Genomic DNA, 23,917 nt, shown 5'->3' with positions numbered 1-23,917 from the left:
CGATAGCAGTGGGAACGACGTGGTCCGGGGAGGGGTTATCCCCGCAATACGCCCCCGGTCTGCTTGGCGACATTCTCGACAATCCGCTTCGAAAGCGCCTCCAGATCCTCGTCGTTCAGCGTGCGCTCCTGCGGCTGGATCGCCACCTCGATCGCCACGGACTTCTTGTCCGCGCCGAGCGATGCGCCTTCGAACACGTCGAAGACCTGAACGCCTGTCACAAGCTTCTTGTCGCCGTTGAGAGCGGCCTTGACGATCGCGCCAGCTTCAACGCCCTTGTCGACGATGAACGCAAAGTCGCGGCGAAGCGCCTGGAAATCGGACAGGTTGAGCGCAGGCTTGGTACGCGTCGCCTTCTGCTTCGGCTCCGGGATAGCGTCGATGAAAACCTCGAAGCCACACAGCGTGCTGCCGACGTCGAGCGTCTCCAGGGTCTTCGGATGGAACTCGCCAAAGGTGCCGAGCACCACTTTGGGACCAAGCTTGATTACCCCCGACCGTCCGGGATGATACCAGCCGGGAGCACCGGATTCGATCTGCAGCTTGTCCACCGGCGCGCCGCAAGCCTCAAGCACGGCGAGCGCATCGGCCTTGGCGTCGAAAACACCAACGGGCGCGGCATTGCCGGACCAATGGCGGCCTGAGCCGTCGAGACGGGCGGTGCCACGGCGAACGCCAGCGGCAACGCGCCGCTGCGCTTCCGGTGTGTCGCCCTCATAGGTTCCGGAAACCTCGAACAGGGCAAGATCGCTGAAGCCGCGATCGGCATTGCGCTGGGCGGCAGCAAGCAGGCCGGGCAGCAGGGAGGGGCGCATATCCGACATATCGGAAGCGATCGGATTGGCGAGCTTCAATTCCGGCTGGCCGCCACCAAATGCCTTGGCGGCCGTTTCGGAAATGAACGACCAGGTGACAGCTTCCATCATGCCCCGCGTTGCCAGTGCCCGGCGGGCGTGGCGGGTGCGGATCTGCAGGGTTGTCAGAATCTTGCCATTGACCGTCGCATGGCTCGGCAGCGCTTGCGGTTTGATGAGGTCGACGCCGTGGATACGCATCACCTCCTCGACGAGATCGGCCTTACCGTCGATATCGGGACGCCAGGAGGGCACGATCACGTCCACAGCCTCGCCCGTGCCTTGTGGCACGAAACCCAGGCGCGAAAGGATGTCGAGGCTGGTTGGGGCAGGCACCTCGATGCCGGTCAGGCGCTTGACGTCCGATAGCGGGAAGCGGACCACCTTCGGCGGGTGGCCTTCATAGCCGACGACCTTCGCCTCTGACGGCGTTCCACCGCAGAAATCGAGCACAAGCTGCGTTGCCAGTTCCAGCCCAGGAATCATGAACTCCGGATCGACACCGCGCTCGAAGCGGTAACGCGCATCGGTGATGATGCCGAGATTGCGGCCGGTACGAGCGATGTTCATCGCATCCCACAGGGCCGATTCAATCACCACATTGGTGGTGTTTTCGTCGCAGCCGGAATGTTCGCCGCCCATGATGCCGCCGATCGACTCGACCCCATCGGCATCGGCGATGACGACATTGTCCGGGCCGAGCTTATACTCCTTGCCATTGAGGCCGAGGATTTCCTCGCCTGCCCTGGCATGGCGAACAGTAAGATCGCCCTTCACCTTGTCGGCGTCGAACACGTGCAAGGGTCGGCCGCGGTCGAAGGTCAGGTAGTTGGTAATATCGACAAGCGCATTGATAGGTCGCAGGCCGATGGCGATCAGCCGCTGCTGCAGCCATTGCGGGCTATGGCCGTTCTTGACGCCCTTGACCGTGCGCCAGGCGAAACCCGGGCAAAGGTGGCTATCAACATCGAGCGAGACGCCAACCTGAGGCTCTCCCGTTCCCTTCACCGGCGCTATCGCCTGTTGCCTGAGCTTGCCGATGCCGGCGGCAGCCAGGTCGCGCGCGATGCCATAAACACTGGTGCAATCCGGACGGTTCGGCGTCAGATTGATCTCGATGACCGGATCGTCAAGCCCGGCATAGGCGGCAAAGCTGGTGCCCACGGGCGCATCTTCCGGCAGGTCGATAATGCCATTGTGCTCGTCAGACATCTGCAATTCGCGTTCCGAACACATCATGCCATGGCTCTCGACACCGCGAATCTTGCCGACCGACAGTGTAATATCAATGCCCGGGACATAGGTGCCGGGCGACGCAAACGCGCCGATCAAGCCGGCGCGCGCATTGGGTGCGCCGCAGACAACCTGTAGCGGTTTGCCGTCGCCCGTGTCGACGGTCAGAACCTGCAATTTGTCGGCGTCGGGATGGCGGGCCGCAGTCAGCACCTTGGCAATGACGAAGGGCTTCAAGGCCGCCTTGTCGTCGAGCGACTCCACTTCGAGCCCGATCATCGTCAGGGTCTCGACGATCTTGTCGAGCGACGCATCGGTTTCAAGGTGGTCTTTTAGCCAGGAGAGTGTGAATTTCATGATTTCACTCGTTTTCAGGTTTTAGCGTTGGAGCGTTTCGACAAGGCGAAGCCGCTCGCACCGGAAACAGGTTTCTAGCGCTCCGCTCACGCGCTGAGGCCCCCAAACAGGGTCGGCATGTCGAGCGGGCGGAAGCCGTAATGCGACAGCCAGCGCACATCCGCATCGAAGAAAGCGCGCAGATCCGGCATGCCGTATTTCAGCATGGCAATGCGGTCGATACCCATGCCCCAGGCAAAGCCCTGATATTCATCGGGATCAAGACCGCCGGCGCGTAGCACGTTCGGATGCACCATGCCGCAGCCAAGGATCTCCATCCAGTCATTGCCCTCGCCGAACTTCACTTCCTTGCCGGAGCGATCGCACTGAATGTCGACCTCGAGCGATGGTTCCGTGAACGGAAAATAGGAGGGACGGAAGCGCATCTTCAGCGACGGCACTTCGAAGAACGCCTTGCAGAACTCTTCAAGCACCCATTTCATGTTGGCGACATTCGCCGTCTTGTCGATGACGAGGCCTTCGACCTGATGGAACATCGGCGAATGGGTCGCATCGGAATCCATGCGATAGGTCTTGCCCGGAATAACGATACGAATCGGCGGCTTCTGGTTCTCCATGGTGCGGACCTGAACCGGGCTCGTATGCGTGCGCAACACACGCCGTTCGCCGTTGGCATCCGGATTGAAGAAGAAGGTGTCGTGCATCTCGCGCGCCGGATGGCCTTCGGGGAAATTCAGCGCGGTAAAATTGTAATAGTCGGTCTCGATGTCCGGACCTTCGGCAATGGAGAAGCCCATGTCGGCGAAAATTGCCGTGATCTCGTCGATGACCTGGCTGATCGGATGGATGCGGCCGCGCTCTACCGGAGCGGCGCGGACCGGCAGCGTGATATCGACCTTTTCCTTTTCGAGACGAAGAGCGATAGCCACATCCTTGAGGGCGGCCTTGCGGGCCGTCAGCGCTTCGGTGATCCGGTTCTTCAGGCCATTGATTGCCGGGCCCTGGAACTGGCGCTCTTCCGGCGACATTGCGCCCAGCGACTTCAGCTTCTCCGAGATCGAGCCCTTCTTGCCGAGTGCAGCAATGCGTACGGCCTCGATGGCCGCTTCGTCATTGGCTGCCTCAATCTGCGCGGCAAGCACGCTTTCCAGTTCTACCAGGTCGTCCATCGTTCATCACCTGTCTGATCGTCAATGACAAAAATCGAAAAACCCGCGCCAGCCGAGCCAGCGCGGGTTTCCCAAGTCTAATTTTCCGAAAATGCTTTGGGAGCGCTGGGCTTAGTGAACAGCGCCTTCAAAAGCGTTCGGAGTGGTGTTCTTGAGGTACTCAAGCGCCTTCTTGGCAGAAGCGACGAGTGCACCGAATGCTTCCGGCTCGTGGATCGCGAGATCCGACAGAACCTTACGGTCAACTTCGATACCCGACTTCGACAGGCCGTCGATGAAACGGCTGTAGGTCAGGCCATGCTCGCGCACGGCGGCATTGATGCGCTGGGTCCAGAGCGCGCGGAACGTGCGCTTCTTGTTCTTGCGGTCGCGATAAGCGTACTGCTTCGAACGGTCAACGGCAGCCTTTGCGGTGCGGATCGTATTCTTGCGGCGGCCACGGAAACCCTCGGCCTGCTTCAGAACTTTTTTGTGCTTGGCGTGGGACGTAACGCCCCGTTTTACACGTGCCATGATATGATCTCCTTGTCTTAAGGACTAAAAACGCGCCCGGCTTAGAGGCCGTTGGGCAAGAACTTCTTCACGATCTTGGCATCGGCATCGGAAAGAACCATTGTGCCACGTGCGTCACGGATGAATTTGTTCGAACGTTTGATCATGCCATGGCGTTTGCCAGCGGCGGCGGCTTTGACTTTGCCAGTCCCGGTTACTTTGAACCGCTTCTTGGCAGCAGATTTGGTCTTCATCTTGGGCATTTTGCTACTCCATTCTTCTAAAGGAGCTCTGTCGTTTCCATGAAACGGCGGCTCCTGTTTTTCCACTTCAGGCCGACCAAAGCCTGAAAGCATACAAAACCGCCACGGCATGCCCTGCCGGGCGGTTTGAACGGGGCCTTATTACCAGAAGTCTGAAAAAGCGCAACAACTGAATCGATCAAGGCCGATTGTAAATGAAAAAGCCGCCCGAAGGCGGCTCTTGGTCCGAGGCAAGCGCCTGTTAGCGCGGTGCGAGCACCATCATCATCTGGCGGCCTTCAAGCTTTGGCTCCGCCTCGACCTTGGAAATCTCGACAGTGTCTTCCTTCACCCGATCGAGCAGACGCATGCCGAGTTCCTGGTGCGCCATTTCGCGGCCGCGGAAACGCAGTGTTACCTTGACCTTGTCGCCCTCATCGAAGAACCGCTTGATCGCCTTCATCTTCACATCATAGTCATGCGTATCGATGTTCGGACGCATCTTGATTTCTTTGATTTCGACGGTCTTCTGCTTCTTGCGCGCCTCAGCGGCCTTCTTCTGGCCCTGGTACTTCAGCTTGCCCAGATCAACGATCTTGCAAACTGGCGGCTCGGCATTGGGGACGATCTCGACGAGATCGAGTCCGGCCTCATCGGCCATGGCCAGTGCTGCCTGAATGGTAACGATACCGTGGTTTTCACCTTCGGCATCGATCAATTGTACCTGAGGTACGCGGATATCGCGGTTCGAACGAGGTCCATCTTTCTGGACCGCCTGTGCTCTAAAGGGTCGGCGAATGGCAGTAGTCTCCTTGAATTATTTCGGTCAACGCAAATAGCACCGTCGGACCAGCGCCGCAATGCTTCTATGCGTCGGGCCCATGCGAATACCATTTTTTTCGGGATAAATCATCCATAACAGACATAGGATTGTTTCAGTTTTATGCAATATCGCGGGCTTTATTGCCAGGTGCGAACATGGCAAAAGGCAGTATAGCGATAGATGACAGGCATGCTCATGGACATTACCCCGCCCCAGTTCCACACCGTCGATGGAATCAAGATTGCCTACCGCAAGCGGCGTGGAGGTGAACCCGGTCTCGTCTGGCTCGGCGGCTATCGCTCGGACATGCTCGGCACCAAGGCCGAGTGGCTCGATCAATGGGCTGCAAGCAACGGCCTTGCCTATCTTCGGCACGACTATTCCGGGCACGGCGAATCCCGCGGTGAATTCCGCGACGGCACGATTTCGCTATGGCTCGAACAGACGCTGGCGGTGTTCCGCGAGTTCACCTCCGGGCCCCAGATCGTAATCGGCTCGTCGATGGGCGGCTGGATTGCCCTTCGCCTCATCGAGGAACTGCAGAAGGTCGGTGAAGGCGGACGGGTCGCCGGCCTCGTCCTTATTGCGCCGGCGCCCGACTTCACCTCGGAACTGGTCGAGCCGCAACTGACCAACAAGCAGCGGCGTCAGATCGCCGAGCTTGGCTATATGGAAGAGCCGTCGGAATATTCGCAGGAGCCCTATATCTACGCGAAGAAGCTCCTCGAAGACGGGCGTACCAACCAGGTATTGAAGGGCGTCATCCAGACCGACTGTCCCGTTCACATTCTCCAGGGCATGAAGGACGACGATGTTCCCTATCGCCATGCGTTGCGGCTCGTCGATCATCTTCCCGTCGACGACGTGACGATCACCCTCGTTCGCGACGGCGACCACCGCCTTTCCCGCCCGCAGGACCTTGAACTTCTTACGCGAACCGTGTCTTCAATGGTCGATCGCACCACCCATCCAAAGTCCCGCCCGCCCGTTCAATAGGTCACCCTCATGCGCTTTTCAGTGGTTGCTTCTGCCGTCGTTGCTGCGGTCGTCGGTTTCGGCGGTACGCTGGCACTGATTATCGCGGCAGCGCAGGCTCTGGGCGCGACACAGGCCGAGACTGCAAGCTGGGTCACCGCCGTTTGTCTCGCCATGTTCTTTGCCACCGGCTACCTCAGCTGGCGCTACAAAATGCCGATCATCAGTGCATGGTCGACCCCCGGCCTTGCGCTTATCGGCGGGTCGATCGGCTTTACCATGCCTGAGGCCGTTGGTGCCTTTATTGTCACCGCCCTTGCCATCATCCTTACGGGGTTGATCAAGCCGGTCTCGGCTTTCGTCTCGAAGATCCCGGCTTCCATCGCCTCGGGCATGCTTGCCGGCGTCCTCTTTGCCTTCCTCATCGGCGCGGCGCGAACCATACCGGTTGATCCGCTCTTTGTTTTGCCGCTGGCGGCGCTGTTCTTCGTCATCCGGCTCTATAACCCTGCCATGGCCGTGCTCGCGGTGCTTTTCGGCGGCGTGATATACGCCTTTGCCAGCGGGCGCGTGGCTAGCGTCCCCTCGGTTGAACTGTCGACGTTGACGCTGATCATGCCGGTGTTTGACTTGCGCGCCATGATCGGCCTTGCCCTGCCGCTATATCTCGTCACCATGGCTTCGCAGAACTTGCCGGGTTTTGCGGTCTTGCGCGCTGCAGGTTACGAGCCGCCCACGGCCGCGGCCTTGCAGGTGACCGGCCTCGTCTCACTCCTGAGCGCTCCCTTTGGTGGGCACACCAGCAATATGGCAGCGATCTCGGCCGCCATCTGCACCGGTCCCGATGCCCATCCTGACCCGCAGAAGCGTTGGCTGACGGGACCGTTCTATGCGCTTTCCTATCTGATATTTGCGATCTTCGGCGCCTCCCTCGTCGCGCTCTTCGCGGTTCTACCGGCGCCGCTGATCGCGCTCGTCGCTGGCCTCGCCCTCATCGGTGCATTTACCAACGCGCTGTCGCTCGCGCTCAAGACAGAAAAGGAGCGCCTTGCCGCAATCGTGACCTTCGCAGTCACTGCATCCGGCATCTCGATCGCCGGAATCGGCGCGGCCTTCTGGGCGCTCGTTGCGGGCCTGCTCGTCTATTGGCTCGATCACGTAAAGAAAGCGGTCTGATTCCAAAGGCTTGTCGCATTTGGAGTCACGTTTTCTTGAAAAGCCAAAATTTCCTTCCCATGTCGTAATCGATCGACCAATCGGGGTCGGGCTTTCTTCAGTAAGGAAGGGCTTTAGATGAACAATGCTGCTTTGATCCGGCCAGGCTGGACCCCGGCGACCATCGCTCTGATGATTATCGGTTTCATGCTGTTCTGGCCACTTGGCTTAGCCATGCTTGCCTACATTGTCTGGGGCAACCGGTTTGGCGGTTTCAAACACGAAATGAACAATGCCGCTGAAAACGTCTGCGGTGCGTGGCGCCGCAATCGCCGTTCGCAGCGTTTCGGCAGAGGTCCGTTCGGCACCGGCAACGTCGCCTTCGACGAATGGCGCGAGAAGGAACTGGAGCGCCTCGACGAGGAACGCCGTAAGCTCGAAGAGATGCGCGCCGAGTTCGAGACCTACGCGCAGGAACTGCGCCGCGCCAAGGACAGGGAAGAATTCGACCGCTTCATGGCCGACCGCAACGCCAGGAAGCCTTCGGGATCGGTTCCTGATGTGAATGAGGGCAACGGCGAATAACCCTGTTTCAATCGTTCGTTGCTGTATAAGGCGGCGCCGGGATGTCCCGGCGCCGCTCCTGTTTTGGCTGGCGACACCCCTCGAATCAACTAAAGTGGCCGCATGATCCTGTCCCTGTTTCGGAACCCGCCGAAAAAGTCCGCCACGCTTACGGCTGAACGCAGCTATGAGGTAGCCGGGCGCGTTCTGCCGCTGCGCGTCATGGAGAATCCGCGCGCTACACGCTTGACGCTGCGGATCGACGCCGGTGGCAAGGGGCTGCGCATGACCGTGCCGCCCGGCATGCCGGCGCGAGAGATAGACAAATTCCTCACGCGCCACGAGGGTTGGATCGAGACCCGTATCTCCAAGATGCCCGACCAGCCCAAGGTGCGCCCCGGCGTGAAAATACCGGTGCGAGGTGTGCCGCATCTCATCGTTCACGAACCCGCCAAGCGCGGCACGGTGCGGCAGGAGCCGGGACCAGACGGGCCATTGCTCATCGTCTGCGGTGACCGCCCGCATCTTGCCCGCCGCGTCGGCGATTTCCTCAAGCGGGAAGCCCGCCGCGACCTTGAAATGCTCGTCGCGCGCCATACTGCGGCTGTCGGCAGACGCGCAAAAACGGTGCGGTTGAAGGATACGAAAAGCCGCTGGGGCTCCTGTACCTCCGATGGCACGCTGTCCTTTTCCTGGCGCATCATGATGGCCCCGCCGCCGATCATCAATTATCTGGTCGCGCACGAGGTCGCCCACCTTAAGGAAATGAACCACGGTCCGAAATTCTGGAAGCTGTGCGGCGAACTTTGCCCGGATACCGAGCGCTGCAAGGCCTGGCTGAAGCGCAATGGCGGCGCATTGCAGGCAATCGATTTCAGCTGATGGCAGTGGAGCTTTCAACGCCGGTTTTGCAGGCCGCAAAAACGCTGTGGGAATATCACCACATCTACGATCCGCTCGCCAAGGCGGACCTGATCATCGGGCTCGGCAGCTACGATCTGCGCGTCGCCGACCATTGCGCCGCATTGTTTCGCCAGGGTCTGGCGCCGCGCATTCTCTTTACCGGCAAATCCGGCAACTGGACCGGCAACCTTTATGAAAACAGCGAGGCAGAGGCGTTTGCGCACCGTGCCGTCAATCTTGGCGTGCCCGCCGCCTCCATTCTCATCGAGCCTCTCGCCACCAATATCGGCGAGAATATCCGCTTCGCCAGGTCCATGGCTGGCGAGCATGTCCGGCGGGTCATTATGGTCACCAAGCCGCAGACCCAGCGGCGCGTCCGCGCCACGGCGGATGCACAGTGGCCTGAAGTTGCGACGCTGGTGACCGCACCGCCTACCCGTTTCGAAGACCAACCGACGACGGCCTATCCGCTTGAGGGGCTTATCAACGAGATGGTCGGCGACGTGCATCGCATGAGGATTTACCCCATCAAGGGCTATCAGACAGCGCAATCCATCCCCGTATCCGTCGCGGATGCGTTCGAATTTCTTGTCGCGAAGGGCTATCACCACCATCTGTGACAGAGTTCGATGCAAAATCCTCGACTTTGGCGCATTTTCATGCGAGTGGCGGGTCATGAGCCTTGATATAAAGATATGCGGATTGAAAACCGACGAAGCAGTTGCCGCTGCCCTCGATGGTGGCGCCACGCATATCGGCTTCATATTCTTTGCAAAGAGCCCGCGCAATATTGACCCTTCCGAGGCCGGTCGTCTGCGCCGCGCCGCTGCAGGCCGGGCAAAAGCCGTTGCCGTTACCGTCGACGCCGACGATGCCGCGCTCGATGCGATCGTTTCCGAAATGGCGCCTGATATGCTGCAGTTGCACGGCCACGAGAGCGTCTCGCGCGTGCGGCAGGTGAAAGCGCGTTATGGCCTGCCGGTGATCAAGGTGTTCTCGCTGCGCGAGCGCGGCGACCTTGCACAGATCGAGCCGTACATCGGCATCGCCGATCGGCTGATGTTCGATGCCAAGGCACCTGCAGGTTCGGCCTTGCCGGGTGGCAATGGCGTCGCGTTCGATTGGAAGGTCTTGAGTGAGCTTGACGGCTCGCTCGACTACATTCTGTCAGGCGGGCTGAATGCCGGTAATATCGGCCAGGCGTTGCAGGCGACATTGCCGGGCGGCATTGATGTTTCATCCGGTGTCGAATCGGCGCCCGGCGTGAAGGATGTCGGGCTTATCAAGGAATTTTTCAGGGCCGTGCGCGCTGCCAAAAGCGCCGATGCGGCTTAAGGCGGGCAGTCGTTTCGGCGACTATCCCAGGAACGGAGTGGAGCAGTGAACAAGGTGGTTGAGCCCAATTCATTCAAGACAGGTCCCGACGAAGAGGGCATGTTCGGCATTTTCGGCGGGCGCTTTGTTGCCGAAACGCTGATGCCGCTCATTCTTGAATTGCAGCAGGCCTATGACGACGCCAAGAATAATCCGGCCTTCAAGGCCGAGCTTCAGGCACTTTCCACACACTATGCCGGCCGGCCGTCCAAGCTCTATTATGCCGAGGGCCTTACCCGGCACGTGCGCCAGCTCGCCAAGGATCAGGGCGGCAATGGCGGCGCCAAGATCTACTTCAAGCGCGAAGACCTCAATCACACCGGCAGCCACAAGATCAACAATTGCCTCGGGCAAATCCTGCTCGCCAAGCGCATGGGCAAGACCCGCATCATCGCCGAGACCGGCGCCGGACAGCACGGCGTCGCCTCGGCCACCGTGTCGGCGCGCTTCGGGCTCCCCTGCGTCGTCTATATGGGCGCGACCGACGTCGAACGGCAGAAGCCGAACGTCTTCCGCATGAAGCTGCTTGGTGCAGAAGTGAAGCCCGTCTCCTCCGGCCATGGCACGCTCAAGGATGCCATGAACGAAGCGTTGCGTGACTGGGTCACCAATGTCGACGACACCTACTACCTGATCGGCACAGCCGCTGGTCCCCATCCCTATCCCGAACTCGTTCGTGACTTCCAGTCCGTCATCGGCATTGAGGCACGCGAGCAGATCCTCGAACAGGAGGGGCGCCTGCCCGACACGATCATCGCTGCCGTCGGCGGCGGGTCCAACGCAATCGGCCTGTTCCACCCGTTCCTTGATGACAAGAGCGTCGAGATCATCGGTATCGAGGCGGGCGGACGAGGGCTCGACGGTATCGAACATTGTGCCTCGATGAGCGCAGGCCGTCCCGGCGTTTTGCACGGCAACCGCACCTACCTCCTGCAGGATCAGGATGGCCAGATCCTTGACGGCCACTCGGTTTCGGCCGGCCTCGATTATCCGGGCGTCGGTCCCGAGCATTCCTGGCTGCGCGATACGGGCCGCGTTTCCTACGTGCCGATCCTCGACAATGAGGCGCTCGACGCCTTCCAGCTGACGACACGCGTCGAGGGTATTATTCCGGCGCTCGAATCCGCCCATGCCATCGCGCATGCGGTCAAGATCGCGCCGCAGATGGCGCAGGACAAGATCATGATCGTCAATCTATCCGGCCGCGGCGACAAGGACGTACACACGGTCGGCAAACTGCTTGGAATGGACATCTGATCATGACGACCCGTATCGACAGGAAATTTGCTGCCCTGAAAGCCGAGGGCCGTCCGGCGCTCGTGACCTACTTCATGGGCGGCGACCCGGATTTCGACACCTCGCTCAAGATCATGAAGTCGTTGCCGGTCTCGGGTTCCGATATCATCGAACTCGGCGTGCCCTTTTCCGATCCCATGGCTGATGGCCCCGCTATCCAGGCTGCGGGCCTGCGGGCGCTGAAAAAGGGCATGACCCTGACCAAGACCCTGGAGCTTGCCAGGCAGTTTCGCGCGAGCGACGATACGACCCCGATCGTACTGATGGGCTACTACAATCCCATCTACATTTACGGTGTCGACCGCTTCCTGAAGGATGCCGTTGCTGCGGGAATCGATGGTCTCATCATTGTCGACTTGCCGCCGGAAATGGACGAAGAGCTGTGCATCCCCGCTATCAAGGCCGGGATCAACTTCATTCGCCTGGCGACGCCGACGACGGACGAAAAGCGCCTGCCGAAAGTGCTGCAGAACACGTCCGGCTTCGTCTATTACGTATCGATGACCGGCATCACCGGCTCGGCGCTTCCTGACACGTCGAAGGTTGCGAGCGCCGTCGAGCGCATCAAGAAGCACACGGACCTTCCGGTCGTCGTCGGTTTCGGCGTCAAGACCGCAGAACAGGCGAAAGTGATCGGCAGCGCCGCCGACGGTGTCGTAGTCGGTACGGCGATCATCAATGCCGTTGCCAATACCATCCGTCCCGATGGCTCGCTGGTCGCCGATCCTGCCGAGGCAGTTGCCACCATGGTGCAGGGCCTCTCCAGCGGCGTCAGGGCTGTACGCCTTGCGGCGGCCGAGTAGAAGCTCTAAATCACCTGAACCTTTGACGGAAGAACAGGACCGATCATGAACTGGATCACGAATTACGTTCGGCCAAAGATCAACTCGATGCTTGGCCGCCGTGAAATGCCGGAGAATCTCTGGATCAAGGATCCGGAGTCCGGAGAGATGGTCTTTCACACGGATCTCGAAAAGAACCAGTGGGTGGTGCCGTCTTCCGGCCATCACATGCGCATTCCGGCTCGCGATCGTCTGCGCTTTTTCTTCGATGACGGGATTTTCGAGACGCTCGAGCAGCCCAAGGTCGCCGTCGATCCTTTGAAATTCCGCGATGAGAAGCGCTATATCGACCGCCTCAAGGAACATCGCACCAAGACCGGGCAGGACGACGCGATCATCAACGCGCTCGGCACCATCGAGGGTCTGCCGATCGTCGTCACGATCCACGACTTCAGCTTCATGGGCGGTTCGCTCGGGATGGCAGCGGGCGAGGCAATCATCAAGGGTTTTGAAACAGCGATCGCACAGAAGAAGCCGCTGGTGCTCTTTGCCGCGTCGGGCGGGGCGCGCATGCAGGAGGGCATTCTTTCGTTGATGCAGCTGCCGCGCACCACGGTTGCCGTGGAAATGCTGAAGGAAGCCGGCCTGCCATATATCGTCGTCCTGACCAATCCGACGACCGGTGGGGTCTCGGCATCCTATGCCATGCTCGGCGATATCCATATTGCCGAACCCGGCGCCCTGATTGGCTTTGCCGGGCAGCGGGTCATCGAACAGACCATTCGCGAAAAACTGCCGGAAGGCTTCCAGCGCGCCGAATATCTGAAAACCCACGGCATGGTCGACATGGTGGTACCGCGGCCGCAGCTCAAGACAACCATAGCCCGGCTCCTCAAGATGATGATGGGCCAGCCGGCGACGGAAATTGTCGAGGAGACCGATGTGCCGAACGGTCTCGCAACCACCGCTCTGCCGGTTCCGGCCAAGGCCGATTCCTGATGCCGCTGCGCCATACCTAAAGCCGGATGTGCAATGTCGTCGCATGCTGAAAAGGAAATAGAACGGCTGCTCGGCTTGCACCCGAAGGGCTTCGACCTGTCGCTCGGCCGGATCACACGCCTGCTCGACACCTTGGGCAATCCGCATCTGAGACTCCCGCCCGTGATCCATGTCGCCGGGACCAACGGCAAGGGTTCGGCGGTAGCCTTCTCGCGCGCACTGCTCGAGGCTGCGGGCTATACCGCGCATGTGCATACCTCCCCCCATCTCGTGCGCTGGCATGAGCGTTACAGGCTCGGTGCGCCGGGCGGCGGCAAGATTGTCGAGGATGCGGTTCTGGCTGAAGCGGTAAAGCGCGTTGCCGAAGCCAACGCGGGGCAGGCGATCACCGTTTTTGAAATTCTGACGGCAGTCACCTTTGTGCTTTTTTCCGAGCACCCGGCAGACGCCGTTGTTCTTGAGGTCGGTCTTGGCGGAAGGTTCGACGCGACAAATGTGATCCCGGAGCCGGCGGTCAGCGTCATCATGCCGATCTCGCTCGACCACCAGCCCTATCTTGGCGATCGTGTGGAGCTCATTGCAGCCGAGAAGGCGGGCATTATCAAGCCGCGTTGCCCCGTCGTTATTGGCGCGCAGGACGAAGAAGCCGTGCGCATGGTCCTGATCGAGACCGCCGAGCGCCGCGATTGCCCCTATGCCGTCTATGGCCAGGATTTCCTGAGTTTCGAAGAGCGCGGCCGCATGATCTATCAGGACAATACCGGCCTGATGGACCTGCCCCTGCCGAACCTTCTTGGCCGGCACCAACTGGCCAATGCGGCCGCGGCCATCCAGGCCGTGCGGACCGCCGGCTTTAAAGTTCCCGAACAGGCCGTTGAGCGCGCCATGACCACCGTGGAGTGGCCGGCGCGCATGCAGCGCCTCGTCAAGGGCAAGCTTGTTGAACTATCCGTACCCGGTTCGGAGATCTGGCTCGACGGCGGGCACAATCCCGGTGCGGGCCTCGTGGTCGCAGAGGCGATCGCCACCCTTGAAGACCGCAGCCAGCGCCCGCTTTTCCTCATTACGGGCATGATCAATACCAAGGACCCGGTGGGATACTTCCAGGCATTCACCGGCATGGCGCGCCACGTCTATACGGTGCCGATCCGCTCCAGCGGCGCCGGTATCCCCCACGACGAGCTGGCAATCGCGGCCAATGAAGCGGGTCTTTCGGCCGAGCCGGTGCATTCGGTGGAGAATGCCTTGAAAATCTTGCGCGATAGCTGGGACTCCAGCGAGCCCGCGCCGCGCATCCTCATCGGCGGCTCGCTCTATCTTGCCGGCGAAGTGCTCTCCGACAACGGCACGCCGCCGCAATAAAAAACCCGGCACAAGGCCGGGTTTTTTATTGTGCAGTCCGGATTGATCAGGCAGCCGAATTTCTGATCCAGTCGCTGAGCTTGCTCTTGGGAGCAGCACCAACGAGGTTGGCGGCAAGTTCGCCATCCTTGAACATCAGAAGGGTCGGGATGGAACGGACGCCGAACTGGGCGGCCAGTTCCGGATTCTCATCGATGTTGACCTTGGCGATCGTGACCTTGCCTTCCATCTCCGAAGCGATTTCCTCGAGGGCCGGCGCGATCATCTTGCAGGGGCCGCACCACTCCGCCCAGAAATCAACGACGACAGGCTGGCCAGCCTGGATTACATCGGACTGAAAATTGCTGGTGTCGATCTTGACGGTAGCCATAGGCTTTTCCTTGTAGGTTTGTTGAATGTGTTGCACATCATGTGGTGAGTCTATCCACACTCGTCAAGCTAGGTCTTGTCACGATTCAGTGCAAAGGTCTACGTGGGTGCCTATCGCAGACGCTCAAGTGCCTCGTTCATGGCCGCCTCGGGAATGTCGACAAGGTGGGGGCCCTCGGTGAAGAGCAAGGCGGTTTCGATGGTTTTGCCGGGATAAAGCGGCGAAAGCAGCTCGCGGTAGAGCGCAAGCTGGGCGACATAGGTTTCCGGTACTTTCGCCAGCGTTTGAGGTGCCGGCCGGTTGGTCTTGTAGTCGATGATGACGACACGCTCGCCCACGACCGCAAGACGATCGACGACGCCGGATACGGCGTGGTCCTTGCCGCGCAGATGCAACGTTCCCATGACGGCCACCTCGGCCAACGAGCCTTCGGCAAAGACGGCAGCGAACTTCGCATCGTCGAGGATCGCAAATACCGACCTCCGCGCCACGTCAAGCTCCTGTGGTTCCCAGTCGAACGCGGCCCGCGCCAGATAGCGATCCGCCGCTGCCATCCGCTGTTCAGCTGGGAGATCAGGCAGTGTCTGCAACAGAGCGTGGATGACGATGCCCCTGCGGATGGCAAAGGATGACGTGCCGCGATCCCCGGAGAGAACCGGCGATCCGGTGACCAGTGGGGCTTCATCGTCCGGCTCGATCACAACCGACACGCCTGACGGGGCGAGCGGTCGCGGCAGACCCAGTTCGCGCGGCATCGGCTTTCTGAAGGCAGCGGGAAACGCGACCTCGGTGGCTGCCGGCCGGTCTTCGGGAACCGCAATATCGCGATTGTCGGGCTGGGTGATGCGATAGCGCCTTGCGTTGACGCCTTCCACAGGATGATCGAACGGCAGGCTCGCATCGCCGAGACCGGCATCAACCAGATTGTGCCACGTCTCGGGGGCCTGTCTTATGCCGCGATAGCCGCAGACGATCAGGCGGTCTTCGGCGCGGGTCATCCCAACGTAGAGCAGGCGGCGATACTCCTCTTCAGCGCGCAGCTTCAAGGTGTCGAGCAACGTGCCCGTGAATGCTGTTGCGTGGAATTTCGACGGTACGAAAAGGAAACCCTTGCCGTGCCAGCCGTCCTCTTCGCGCATATCGAAGGAGACGAGGTTGGGATTTCGTCCGCCGGCCGAAGCCGCGCTGCCGGAATCGACGAGAAAGACCACGGCAGCCTCCAGGCCCTTCGAGGCATGGACGGTCATGATCCGTACTTCGTTGCGGCTCTGGTCGAATTCGCGCTTGATCTCCGGCGTTGCCGCCTCCAGCGTTTCGAGAAAGACCTGCAGGCCCGGCAATCCGGTGCGCTCGGTCGCGATCGCATAATTCTGGAACTCGTCGATGACGTCACCGGCTTCCTGGCCAAGCCGCGCCAGCAAGTCGCGCCGCGCACCGCCTGGTCCAAGGATATGAGCGTAGAATTCGAAGACAGGGAGCGTATCGGCGCGGCTGCGCCACTCCTTCAGGCGCTGGGCAATAGCATGGAACGTAAGGTCGTCCTCGGCACGGCTGTTCAGCCGGTCGAATAATGTCTCGTTTTCGGCGCGTCCATGGGCAAGGACGAAAAGTTCATCGTCTCCAAGCTTGAACAGCGGGCTCTTAAGCAGGGCGGCCAGAGAAAGGTCGTCGGCTGGCAGCAACATGAAGCGACCAAGCGCCATCAGATCCTTGATCGCGATGTGGTCGGTCAGCTTCAGCCGATGCGCCCCGCCGACCGGCACGTGCCGCCGTTTCAGTTCGCGCGACAGGGCATGCATGAACTGGTCGCGCTTGCGCACCAGCACCATGATGTCGCGTGCCTCGAGCCTGCGTCCCTGCCCCTGCAACACCTCGCCGTTCTTCAGCCAGAGTTCGATGGTCCTGGCGATCTGCTCGGCGAGCCGCACGGGTGGCGCGCGCAGGCTGTCGACCGGCGTGCGCCAGTCCTCCACCTCCGGCGTCGTGTCCGGCGTCAGCACGTCCCATATTTCGACTTCGCCCGGATCGCTGCCGCGTATCGCTGTGTGGACAGTCGATCCATGATCGCGGCCAAAGCCACGGTGCGCTTCGGCCCTTGCAAAAACCCTGTCTACAGCCGAGAGCACGTCCGGGGCGGAGCGGAAAGAGAAGTTGAGGCTGACCTTGGCGAAGCTCAGATCCGCCTGATCGGCATTGCGTTCCGTTGCCCTGCCGTGAGCGGCAAAATCCTCCGGAATGGCCCCCTGGAACGAATAGATCGACTGCTTCTCATCACCCACCGCAAACAGAGTGCGGCGTATCTCACGCGCTGTTTTGCCGGCAAAGAATTCCTCGCTGAGCAGCCGGATAACTTTCCACTGGTTCGGGCTCGTATCCTGTGCCTCGTCGACAAGAATGTGATCGATACCCTTATCGAGCTTGTACTGCACCCAGGGGCCCGCATCCTGGCGCTGCAGTAGATTGACCGTGCGCACGATAAGGTCGTCGAAATCGAGCAGTCCGCGAGACCGTTTCATTTCCTGATAGCGGCCGAGCAATTCGTCCACCAGCACGAATGCGGACAAGGTCAGTCCGATGAGCCTGTATTGCTTGAGGCGGTCAAGGCCGCCGCGCACCCGCTCCGCCGCCCTTCCGAAGCGATCCTCGAAGTCGGGCACCCTGTCGACCACGGCCCGGGTCGCGAGCTTGGCGCCGCTGACCGGTTCGCCGGACTTCAGGTAGAAGGCTTCCCGCAGAAAGTCCTCCAGTTCCTCGGTGCGGTTCGCCTGCTCGGCGGACCGGATCAGCCACGCGAAGTCGACTGCGCGCTTGGCGCCTTCGGAAATGTCGAGAAGCTCCCCGAGCACCCCATCATCGAGTTCAGGCAGCGGCCAGAACTCGGCGACTATTTCGTCTTCCGTTTCATCGCCTCTAAAGCCGAAGTGCCCGTAGAACGTCTGGCGACGCAATCCATCGTGGCCGACTTCGCGGATGAATGACGTGAGATCATGCCGTTTCAGGATGGCTTCATCGAGCAGCGCCTGCAGGCCGAATTCACCGGCCGCGTCGAGCACGTCCCCGAAGGCGCCTGCAAGCTCGACATTGTGATCGAGCCGGGCGGTTTGCAACAGTTGCCGGCGCGCTTCGCCGACGAGCGCGACCTGCATCAAATCGTCCATCAACTCGAAATGACCGGCGATATTCGCTTCGAGCGGAAACTGATGCAGGATCGCTTCACAGAAGGCGTGGATGGTCTGGATTTTCAGCCCGCCCGGTGTCTCGAGTGCGCGGGCAAAGAGGCGGCGTGCCTGCGTCAACCTTTTCGGACCTGGACGTTCGCCGTCGATTTTCTCAATCGTGCGGCTAAGCGCTGCCTCATCCATAGTCGCCCATTCCGACAGGCGGGCAAAGACACGGTTCTGCATGACCGCCGCCGCGGCCTTCGTATAGGTCAGGCACAGGATTTTGGACGGATCGGTCCCATCCAGCAGCAGCCGGATGACGCGTTCGGTGAGAACATGTGTCTTGCCCGAACCGGCATTCGCCGACACCCAGACGGAATCCTTCGGGTCGGCGGCGCGGTTCTGGTCGCGAATGGTTTCCACCGGAATGGCGAGCGGCTTCTTCATGACCCTTCGCCCTCGTCGTCGGCGCCGCCTGCCGACCATTCCAGCACACGGGCGAGGTGATCATAGTCGCCGGTCAGATCGCCCTCCTTGAACGGCAGGGCGCGTGACAGATAGCCTTTGCCGACATCGCGGTAGGCGTTCAAAAGTTCGCTCAGGCGATGCCATGCCAACTCACCAAGGTCCGGCGCGGATTTCCTGCTGTTGCGGGTTTCTAGAATCGATTCAGGGACGACCTTCCCTCGTGGTCTCAACCGGACATAGAGCAGGTCGGTTGCATTGCGCCGCCCGATCTCATGAAATCCTCCGCGGGCCAGCAACGCCGCTTCCAATGCGAGCTGCGGTGCCAGCAGGACATGTGCCTGCCGGACCGACGGTGTCGAACCGGTCTTGTAGTCGATGATGTCGACGGTCCCGTCGCGGCGGATATCGACGCGGTCGGCGCGCCCCGACAAGGTAACGCCGGTCGAATCAACCGCGATCTTTTTGGACGCGATTTCCGCATGGCGTTCGGCGATGAGTTGCGCACGCCCGCGCTCCCAATTGATGAACTCCGGTACCAGCATCTGAAATCGCGGCCACCAGACGGCGTCGATTTCCTCCGGGAGAGCGCTCGCATCAAAATGGCGCCGCCCGATGTTCATAAGCTTTGCCATGGCATCGGCATCAACCGGATCGATGTTTTCGCCAGTGAACGCTGCAAGGATGTCATGAAAGAGCGAGCCGCGTTCGGCAACATCGGGATCGCGGATCAAAGGCTCGATCGGGCGCAGGCGCAGGATGCGCCGCGCAAAAATTGCGTATGGATCACGCCGCAAGGTTTCGATTTCGGTCACCGAGAAATGCTTCGGCCGAGCATCGAGCGGCGGCTTCGGTTCCGGGCGCTTGACGAAATCTTCATCGACCGCGCGATCGATTTCACGCGCCCAGACAAGATACTTGCCGCCTTGCTGTCGCAATGTCGCACCGGCATCCTTGCCAAGCACCGTATCCAACCGCTGCAGCCAGCGGGAAGCCACCGTCGGTGCATTGGCTGAGCGTTGCGAACGTGTGAGAACGACCTTCCCCATGCCCATCGCCATCTGGAAATCATGGGCTGCAAGGCCGGTCCGCCTTTCCGGCGGTTCGAGCTTGATGATCGACTTCATCGGCCGCGACATGAAAGGATCGTTGCGCGTCTTGCCCGGCCACGAGCCTTCATTCAAACCGCCAATGACGACCGTATCGACGGTTTGCAGGCGGGCTTCGAGCGCTCCCCAGATGAAGAGGCGTGGATGGGCGCCGACTTTCGGCTTCACGACTTCGCCGGCGAGGAGCGCCTCGACCATGGCAGGCCATTCGGCCGGCGCAAATTCCAGACCGGTATCGGCCGAGACGAGGTTGCGCAAGAAAGCCGCAAACTGCTCGCCGGCCGGCCCCTCGTAGAGCGCGGAAATATCGCCATTGTCGTCGCGCACAAGATTTTCAAGCGCGGTAACACTCGCATGAATGATTTCGGGCAAGGCGACGGCGCCGGACTGACCTGCCATGGCAACGATTGGCGCCACGCATCCGCTCAGCGCATCGCAGATCGCTCGCGCCTCCTCGATATCCGTCGCTGACAGGTGCCGCAGCCACATCGGTTCGAAGGGCGTGCCGCTCGTTTCCGCGAGCCGGTGATTAAAGAAGGCTCCAAGGTCCGCAAGGGTCGCGCGTCCGGTCCCTCCACGCAGGGCGACGAGTTCGATGGTCTCTGCCACTTTGCGCACCTTGCCGCGCTGCCCGCCGATGCGCGTCAGCGGATGCTTGAGCAGTGCCAAAAGCGCAGCGGGATCGCCAGGGTTGAATACCGTCTCCAGCGCCAGGCGCATCAACGTCGCCGGCAAGGTCTCGCGGAGTGCATGGCCGCCGGAATCGTCGGCGATGATGTTGAAGCGGGCGAGTTCCGTCGAAACGCGCCGCGCCAGATCCCGATCGGCGGTTACGAGCGCTGCGGTACGACCCGAATCCTCAATCGCTTCGCGCAGGGCCAATGCGGCAGCGAGCGCTTCTTCGCGTTCATTCTCCGCCTCGATCAGACAGATATCGGCAGTGGCTTCGGAAAATGCCCCGCCCGCCCGGTCGAGATATGCCCAAGCCTCGCTGGTGTCGGCGGGTCGCATGGCCTCGCTGACAAGACGCTCACGCGCCCGCATTCCGGGTTGGGGCGTCCCCAGCGGAATGACATCATCGCGCAGAATGCCAAGCTCCCCCAGGAGTTTGCGCAGGCCGTATTGGGGGTGGCCAAACATGGAGGGGTTGTCGTCGACCTTGGTAAGGATATCCCAACTCGCTGCGTCGAGATCGCGATCGAGGCCGGGCAGAACGACCGCTCCTTGCGGCAAGGATGCGATCGCCGCAAGCAGCTTGGCGGTGGCCGGGATCGACCCTGTCGAACCGGCCGCGATCACCGGCCCCGAAGGCGGACTACGCAAGAGACGGTCGGCCTCCAGCTCGATAAGACGATTGCGATGCGCAGCGGGATTGGAACGACGGCGCTCCTCCAGGATTTGCGGCCAGACGCCGGTGACGATATCGAGGAATTCGAGCGTGACCTGCCACCAGTTCGGCAGGTCCTCAGCCACGATATTGCCAAGCGTCGCCCAGCCACTCGCCTCGGTTTCAACCTGGTCCATCAGTCCGGCAAGATCGCGCGCCAGCCATATGGCGTCGGCGGTTGTCGCCGGAATGGCAATTTCCTCATTGCCGAAGAGCGCACGCACATGGTCGGGCAAGCGCTCGCGCCAAGGCCTTACCAGGCTCGCCAGAAGCAGGAGCCGCTCCGTCGCATTGATGGGCGGCAGAAGGTCGAAGAACGCCTCCGAGCCCATGTCGAACATGGCGGCATCTTCGTCCACATCCCCGAGCGGCCGGATGACGGGGAGGATCGCCGATTTCACCGGGCTTTTTTCAACGAGCAGCGAGCGCAAGGTTCGCGCCGCGCGCCGCGTCGGAACGTAGATCGTTGCCCGCGCCAGCGCCATCGGATCGCGAGGGTCGGCGGGATAGCCCGGGATGAGTGCTCCGGACTGCATGGCTTCGATCAGCGCCGGCAGAAATGGGACGCCGGGCGCAATCGAAAATACCCGCGGCCGTCTGCGCTCAACCATGAACCTTATGTGCGGCGATGGCCGCTTCCGCCTCGCCGATTGCCGCCGGCGTACCCACCGTCAGCCAAAGGCCGTCCATCTGAAGGCCGTAGAGCCGGTCCGCAGCAATCGCTGCGTCGAAATAGCGATTGAGCGATGCCTTTCCTGGCGCGGCGCCGGCGAAGATGCGCGGGCGGATGATTGCGGCGCCGGCATAGATATAGGGAGATGTTTCGCCCTCCCCAAGACGACTGAGCCGCCCCTGCTTGTCCATATGAAAATCGCCGCGCCCGTCATAGCCCGTCGCCTGGTTCTTGTTCGCGATCATCAGAAGAATATCCATCCGATCATCATCCCACCCTTCCGCGAGCAGGACAAGATTTGGGCGCGCCCCATCGATCCAGAATGTGTCGGCGTTGATGACGTAAAACGGATCGTTTCCAATCTGATCCAGTGCACTGACAATGCCGCCGGCAGAATCCAGAAGTTCAGCCCGCTCGTCCGATACGATAATCGATGGCAGCCTGTACCCCGCGACATGCTGTTCAATCTGGTCTGCGAGATAGTGAACGTTGACGATTGCGCGCTCGACATCCGCAGCACGCAAGGCATCAAGGCCCCAATCCAGCAATGGTTTGCCGGCTACCTTAATCAACGGCTTTGGCGTCGTGAGCGTAAGTGGGGCCATGCGCGTGCCGAGACCGGCTGCGAGAACCATCGCCGTGCGAGGAGATTTCATCAATGGAACTCCGGATCGAGTATGCCGGCCTTCTCGCACCAATTTCTGATCGGCGCCAGAGCCTCGTGCTGCAAAGCACGGATAAAATACGCCTGAATGCGTGGTAGATGCTTTAGATAGGCCGGCTTGCCGTCGCGCTCGTCGAGGCGGACAAAAATGCCGAGTATCTTGGCGTTGCGCTGCGCAGCCATGATGGCGAAGGCTCTACGGAACTTCGCTTCATCAAATGTCGGATCGGCGGCCTGTCGTTCTGCCAGATATGCCAGGAGCAGATGATCTTGCAGTTCCGGAGAGATGGTCACCCGGGCATCAAGAACGAGGGACGCGACGTCATAGGCGGAAGGCCCGATCATCGCATCCTGAAAATCGATCAGCCCCACCCGCTCCATGCCTTTCCTGTCGGCGCGCCACAGAATATTGGGGGAGTGCACGTCCCTGAGGAGCAGGCTGCGCTCGGCGTCTTTAAGTTGGCTAAAGACTTCGTCCCATTTTGCCACGTAGTCCTGTTTCAACTCTTGCGGGAGCGTTGCACCACGCATTCGCGGCACATACCACTCGGAGAGGAGTTCCACCTCGATCATCATCGCGTCGCGATCGAAGCGGTGGATATGATGTGCATAACCGTCGGCGGCTTCGATGTCCTGCGGCCACGAATATTGATGCAATCTAGCCAGCAGGCGCACCGCTGCCTCATACCGGGCGAGCACCGGAAGTCCCTCAGCATCGAGGATGCCCTCGCTGCCGAGATTCTCTATAATCAGAAAGCCTGCATCGAGATCGGCGGCATGGATTTCGGGAACGGAGAAGCCATTTGCTTGAAGCAGTTTGTCGATCGCGACGAAGGCGGTCACCGACTGCGACAGATGCGCAATCTCCATGTAGGTCTTGCCGTCGCGCAGGATCGGACCGCCGGGATTGTAGGGCGAGTTCATCAGGATCAGCGGCGACTGACCATCGTTGGCAATCGTCTCGTAGCTGCGCGCAGAGGCGTCGCCGAGAAGATAGCGCCGCTCCGCCTTTGCAAAGCCCGACGAGGCAAGGAAAGCGCGAATGGCGAGGGAGCGTTCGACGCGAGCAAGTGCCGCCGCGTCTCCATCGATCCTGGCCTCTCGTCCCTCTCCCACATGGCTCAGCTCGATATGAAGGTTCTCGCGCGGCAGAGCGCCTGCGGCGCGCTCCGGCCACTCGACCAGCACGACGCCATCCTCCAGCGCTTCCTCCAGGCCAAGTTCGTCGACTTCCTCGGCCGAGGAGAGGCGATAGAGGTCGACGTGACTGACCGGGAGTCGCAATTCCGGGTAGGATTGAACCAATGTAAATGTGGGACTTGGAACCTCGTAATCATTGTCCGCTGCAATCGTGCGGATGAGCCCGCGCGCGAGCGTCGACTTGCCGGCGCCAAGATCGCCCGAAAGAGCCACGAGGTCTCCCTTGCGCAGCGCCAGGGCAAGGTCCTGTCCAAACCGTTCAGTATCCTCAGTCGTTGCCAGTTGAACGATGATCGGTGCCATGGACG

At 60.8% G+C, this 23,917-nt stretch carries 20 protein-coding genes; 10 read left to right on the top strand and 10 right to left on the bottom strand.

The window, feature by feature from the left end:
- Positions 1-35 precede the first annotated feature (35 nt).
- From pheT to infC, 5 genes are all read right to left on the bottom strand, one after another.
- Positions 36-2,444 carry a phenylalanine--tRNA ligase subunit beta gene (gene pheT, locus AC1DNI_RS01245; protein WP_477690531.1) on the bottom strand — a complete coding sequence of 803 codons (2,409 nt, stop codon included), beginning with the start codon at positions 2,442-2,444 and terminating at the stop codon, positions 36-38.
- 86 nt (positions 2,445-2,530) lie between these two features.
- Positions 2,531-3,613, bottom strand: a complete 1,083-nt coding sequence (gene pheS / locus AC1DNI_RS01240; protein WP_477690530.1) for a phenylalanine--tRNA ligase subunit alpha — start codon at positions 3,611-3,613, stop codon at positions 2,531-2,533.
- A gap of 111 nt (positions 3,614-3,724) precedes the next feature.
- On the bottom strand, positions 3,725-4,126 hold the full coding sequence (gene rplT / locus AC1DNI_RS01235) for a 50S ribosomal protein L20 (protein ID WP_027230884.1): 402 nt from the start codon (positions 4,124-4,126) through the stop codon (positions 3,725-3,727).
- A gap of 41 nt (positions 4,127-4,167) precedes the next feature.
- Complete coding sequence (gene rpmI, locus AC1DNI_RS01230) at positions 4,168-4,368, bottom strand: 50S ribosomal protein L35 (protein WP_027230885.1); 201 nt, start codon at positions 4,366-4,368, stop codon at positions 4,168-4,170.
- A gap of 241 nt (positions 4,369-4,609) precedes the next feature.
- Complete coding sequence (gene infC / locus AC1DNI_RS01225; protein WP_036813559.1) at positions 4,610-5,146, bottom strand: translation initiation factor IF-3; 537 nt, start codon at positions 5,144-5,146, stop codon at positions 4,610-4,612.
- 219 nt (positions 5,147-5,365) lie between these two features.
- Here infC and AC1DNI_RS01220 point away from each other — a divergent pair, with 219 nt between their 5' ends.
- The 10 genes from AC1DNI_RS01220 (at position 5,366) to AC1DNI_RS01175 (ending at position 14,580) form a co-directional block, all read left to right on the top strand.
- Positions 5,366-6,166 (top strand): alpha/beta hydrolase, encoded by an 801-nt coding sequence (locus AC1DNI_RS01220; protein ID WP_477691453.1) that lies wholly within the window; start codon positions 5,366-5,368, stop codon positions 6,164-6,166.
- Positions 6,167-6,175: 9 nt separating this feature from the next.
- On the top strand, positions 6,176-7,321 hold the full coding sequence (locus AC1DNI_RS01215; protein WP_228017528.1) for a benzoate/H(+) symporter BenE family transporter: 1,146 nt from the start codon (positions 6,176-6,178) through the stop codon (positions 7,319-7,321).
- A gap of 117 nt (positions 7,322-7,438) precedes the next feature.
- Complete coding sequence (locus AC1DNI_RS01210; RefSeq protein WP_027230889.1) at positions 7,439-7,885, top strand: DUF2852 domain-containing protein; 447 nt, start codon at positions 7,439-7,441, stop codon at positions 7,883-7,885.
- A gap of 102 nt (positions 7,886-7,987) precedes the next feature.
- Positions 7,988-8,746: a M48 family metallopeptidase gene (locus AC1DNI_RS01205; protein ID WP_477690529.1), complete on the top strand. Its 759-nt coding sequence runs from the start codon at positions 7,988-7,990 to the stop codon at positions 8,744-8,746.
- Complete coding sequence (locus tag AC1DNI_RS01200; RefSeq protein ID WP_477690528.1) at positions 8,746-9,387, top strand: YdcF family protein; 642 nt, start codon at positions 8,746-8,748, stop codon at positions 9,385-9,387. The genes AC1DNI_RS01205 and AC1DNI_RS01200 overlap by 1 nt, the downstream gene beginning before the upstream one ends.
- Positions 9,388-9,442: 55 nt before the next feature.
- Positions 9,443-10,102, top strand: a complete 660-nt coding sequence (locus AC1DNI_RS01195) for a phosphoribosylanthranilate isomerase (RefSeq protein WP_477690527.1) — start codon at positions 9,443-9,445, stop codon at positions 10,100-10,102.
- A 45-nt stretch (positions 10,103-10,147) separates the two neighbouring features.
- Positions 10,148-11,398: a tryptophan synthase subunit beta gene (trpB, locus tag AC1DNI_RS01190; RefSeq protein ID WP_477690526.1), complete on the top strand. Its 1,251-nt coding sequence runs from the start codon at positions 10,148-10,150 to the stop codon at positions 11,396-11,398.
- Positions 11,399-11,400: 2 nt separating this feature from the next.
- Complete coding sequence (gene trpA, locus AC1DNI_RS01185; protein WP_477690525.1) at positions 11,401-12,240, top strand: tryptophan synthase subunit alpha; 840 nt, start codon at positions 11,401-11,403, stop codon at positions 12,238-12,240.
- Between the two features lie 45 nt (positions 12,241-12,285).
- A complete protein-coding gene (accD, locus tag AC1DNI_RS01180; RefSeq protein ID WP_477690524.1) occupies positions 12,286-13,218 on the top strand; it encodes an acetyl-CoA carboxylase, carboxyltransferase subunit beta in 933 nt (310 codons plus the stop codon).
- 33 nt (positions 13,219-13,251) lie between these two features.
- Positions 13,252-14,580 carry a bifunctional folylpolyglutamate synthase/dihydrofolate synthase gene (locus tag AC1DNI_RS01175; RefSeq protein WP_113279908.1) on the top strand — a complete coding sequence of 443 codons (1,329 nt, stop codon included), beginning with the start codon at positions 13,252-13,254 and terminating at the stop codon, positions 14,578-14,580.
- Positions 14,581-14,626: 46 nt separating this feature from the next.
- Here the strand turns inward: AC1DNI_RS01175 and trxA are convergent, their stop codons facing one another.
- The 5 genes from trxA to tsaE form a co-directional block, all read right to left on the bottom strand.
- The gene (trxA, locus tag AC1DNI_RS01170) at positions 14,627-14,950 is read right to left on the bottom strand and encodes a thioredoxin (RefSeq protein ID WP_027230897.1); all 324 of its coding nucleotides are present in this window, start codon (positions 14,948-14,950) and stop codon (positions 14,627-14,629) included.
- A 110-nt stretch (positions 14,951-15,060) separates the two neighbouring features.
- A complete protein-coding gene (gene addA / locus AC1DNI_RS01165) occupies positions 15,061-18,558 on the bottom strand; it encodes a double-strand break repair helicase AddA (RefSeq protein WP_477690523.1) in 3,498 nt (1,165 codons plus the stop codon).
- Positions 18,555-21,683: a double-strand break repair protein AddB gene (addB, locus tag AC1DNI_RS01160; protein ID WP_477690522.1), complete on the bottom strand. Its 3,129-nt coding sequence runs from the start codon at positions 21,681-21,683 to the stop codon at positions 18,555-18,557. Before addB ends, addA begins: the two co-directional genes overlap by 4 nt.
- Positions 21,676-22,401: a nucleotidyltransferase family protein gene (locus AC1DNI_RS01155; RefSeq protein ID WP_477690521.1), complete on the bottom strand. Its 726-nt coding sequence runs from the start codon at positions 22,399-22,401 to the stop codon at positions 21,676-21,678. Before AC1DNI_RS01155 ends, addB begins: the two co-directional genes overlap by 8 nt.
- Entirely contained in the window at positions 22,401-23,912 is a 1,512-nt protein-coding gene (gene tsaE / locus AC1DNI_RS01150; protein ID WP_477690520.1) for a tRNA (adenosine(37)-N6)-threonylcarbamoyltransferase complex ATPase subunit type 1 TsaE, read from the bottom strand. Before tsaE ends, AC1DNI_RS01155 begins: the two co-directional genes overlap by 1 nt.
- Between the last annotated feature and the right edge of the window lie 5 nt (positions 23,913-23,917).

Source organism: Phyllobacterium sp. 01N428 (assembly GCF_056399405.1).
This window is presented reverse-complemented; position numbering and strand designations above follow the sequence as displayed.

Coding starts and splice junctions, on each gene's coding strand:
- AC1DNI_RS01205 (WP_477690529.1), top strand. CDS start 7,988: ATGATCCTGTCCCTGTTTCGGAACCCGCCGAAAAAGTCCGCCACGCTT.
- addA (WP_477690523.1), bottom strand. CDS start 18,558: ATGAAGAAGCCGCTCGCCATTCCGGTGGAAACCATTCGCGACCAGAAC.
- AC1DNI_RS01175 (WP_113279908.1), top strand. CDS start 13,252: ATGTCGTCGCATGCTGAAAAGGAAATAGAACGGCTGCTCGGCTTGCAC.
- trxA (WP_027230897.1), bottom strand. CDS start 14,950: ATGGCTACCGTCAAGATCGACACCAGCAATTTTCAGTCCGATGTAATC.
- addB (WP_477690522.1), bottom strand. CDS start 21,683: ATGGTTGAGCGCAGACGGCCGCGGGTATTTTCGATTGCGCCCGGCGTC.
- rplT (WP_027230884.1), bottom strand. CDS start 4,126: ATGGCACGTGTAAAACGGGGCGTTACGTCCCACGCCAAGCACAAAAAA.
- trpA (WP_477690525.1), top strand. CDS start 11,401: ATGACGACCCGTATCGACAGGAAATTTGCTGCCCTGAAAGCCGAGGGC.
- tsaE (WP_477690520.1), bottom strand. CDS start 23,912: ATGGCACCGATCATCGTTCAACTGGCAACGACTGAGGATACTGAACGG.
- accD (WP_477690524.1), top strand. CDS start 12,286: ATGAACTGGATCACGAATTACGTTCGGCCAAAGATCAACTCGATGCTT.
- AC1DNI_RS01220 (WP_477691453.1), top strand. CDS start 5,366: ATGGACATTACCCCGCCCCAGTTCCACACCGTCGATGGAATCAAGATT.
- AC1DNI_RS01215 (WP_228017528.1), top strand. CDS start 6,176: ATGCGCTTTTCAGTGGTTGCTTCTGCCGTCGTTGCTGCGGTCGTCGGT.
- pheS (WP_477690530.1), bottom strand. CDS start 3,613: ATGGACGACCTGGTAGAACTGGAAAGCGTGCTTGCCGCGCAGATTGAG.
- pheT (WP_477690531.1), bottom strand. CDS start 2,444: ATGAAATTCACACTCTCCTGGCTAAAAGACCACCTTGAAACCGATGCG.
- AC1DNI_RS01210 (WP_027230889.1), top strand. CDS start 7,439: ATGAACAATGCTGCTTTGATCCGGCCAGGCTGGACCCCGGCGACCATC.
- AC1DNI_RS01155 (WP_477690521.1), bottom strand. CDS start 22,401: ATGAAATCTCCTCGCACGGCGATGGTTCTCGCAGCCGGTCTCGGCACG.
- AC1DNI_RS01200 (WP_477690528.1), top strand. CDS start 8,746: ATGGCAGTGGAGCTTTCAACGCCGGTTTTGCAGGCCGCAAAAACGCTG.
- rpmI (WP_027230885.1), bottom strand. CDS start 4,368: ATGCCCAAGATGAAGACCAAATCTGCTGCCAAGAAGCGGTTCAAAGTA.
- AC1DNI_RS01195 (WP_477690527.1), top strand. CDS start 9,443: ATGAGCCTTGATATAAAGATATGCGGATTGAAAACCGACGAAGCAGTT.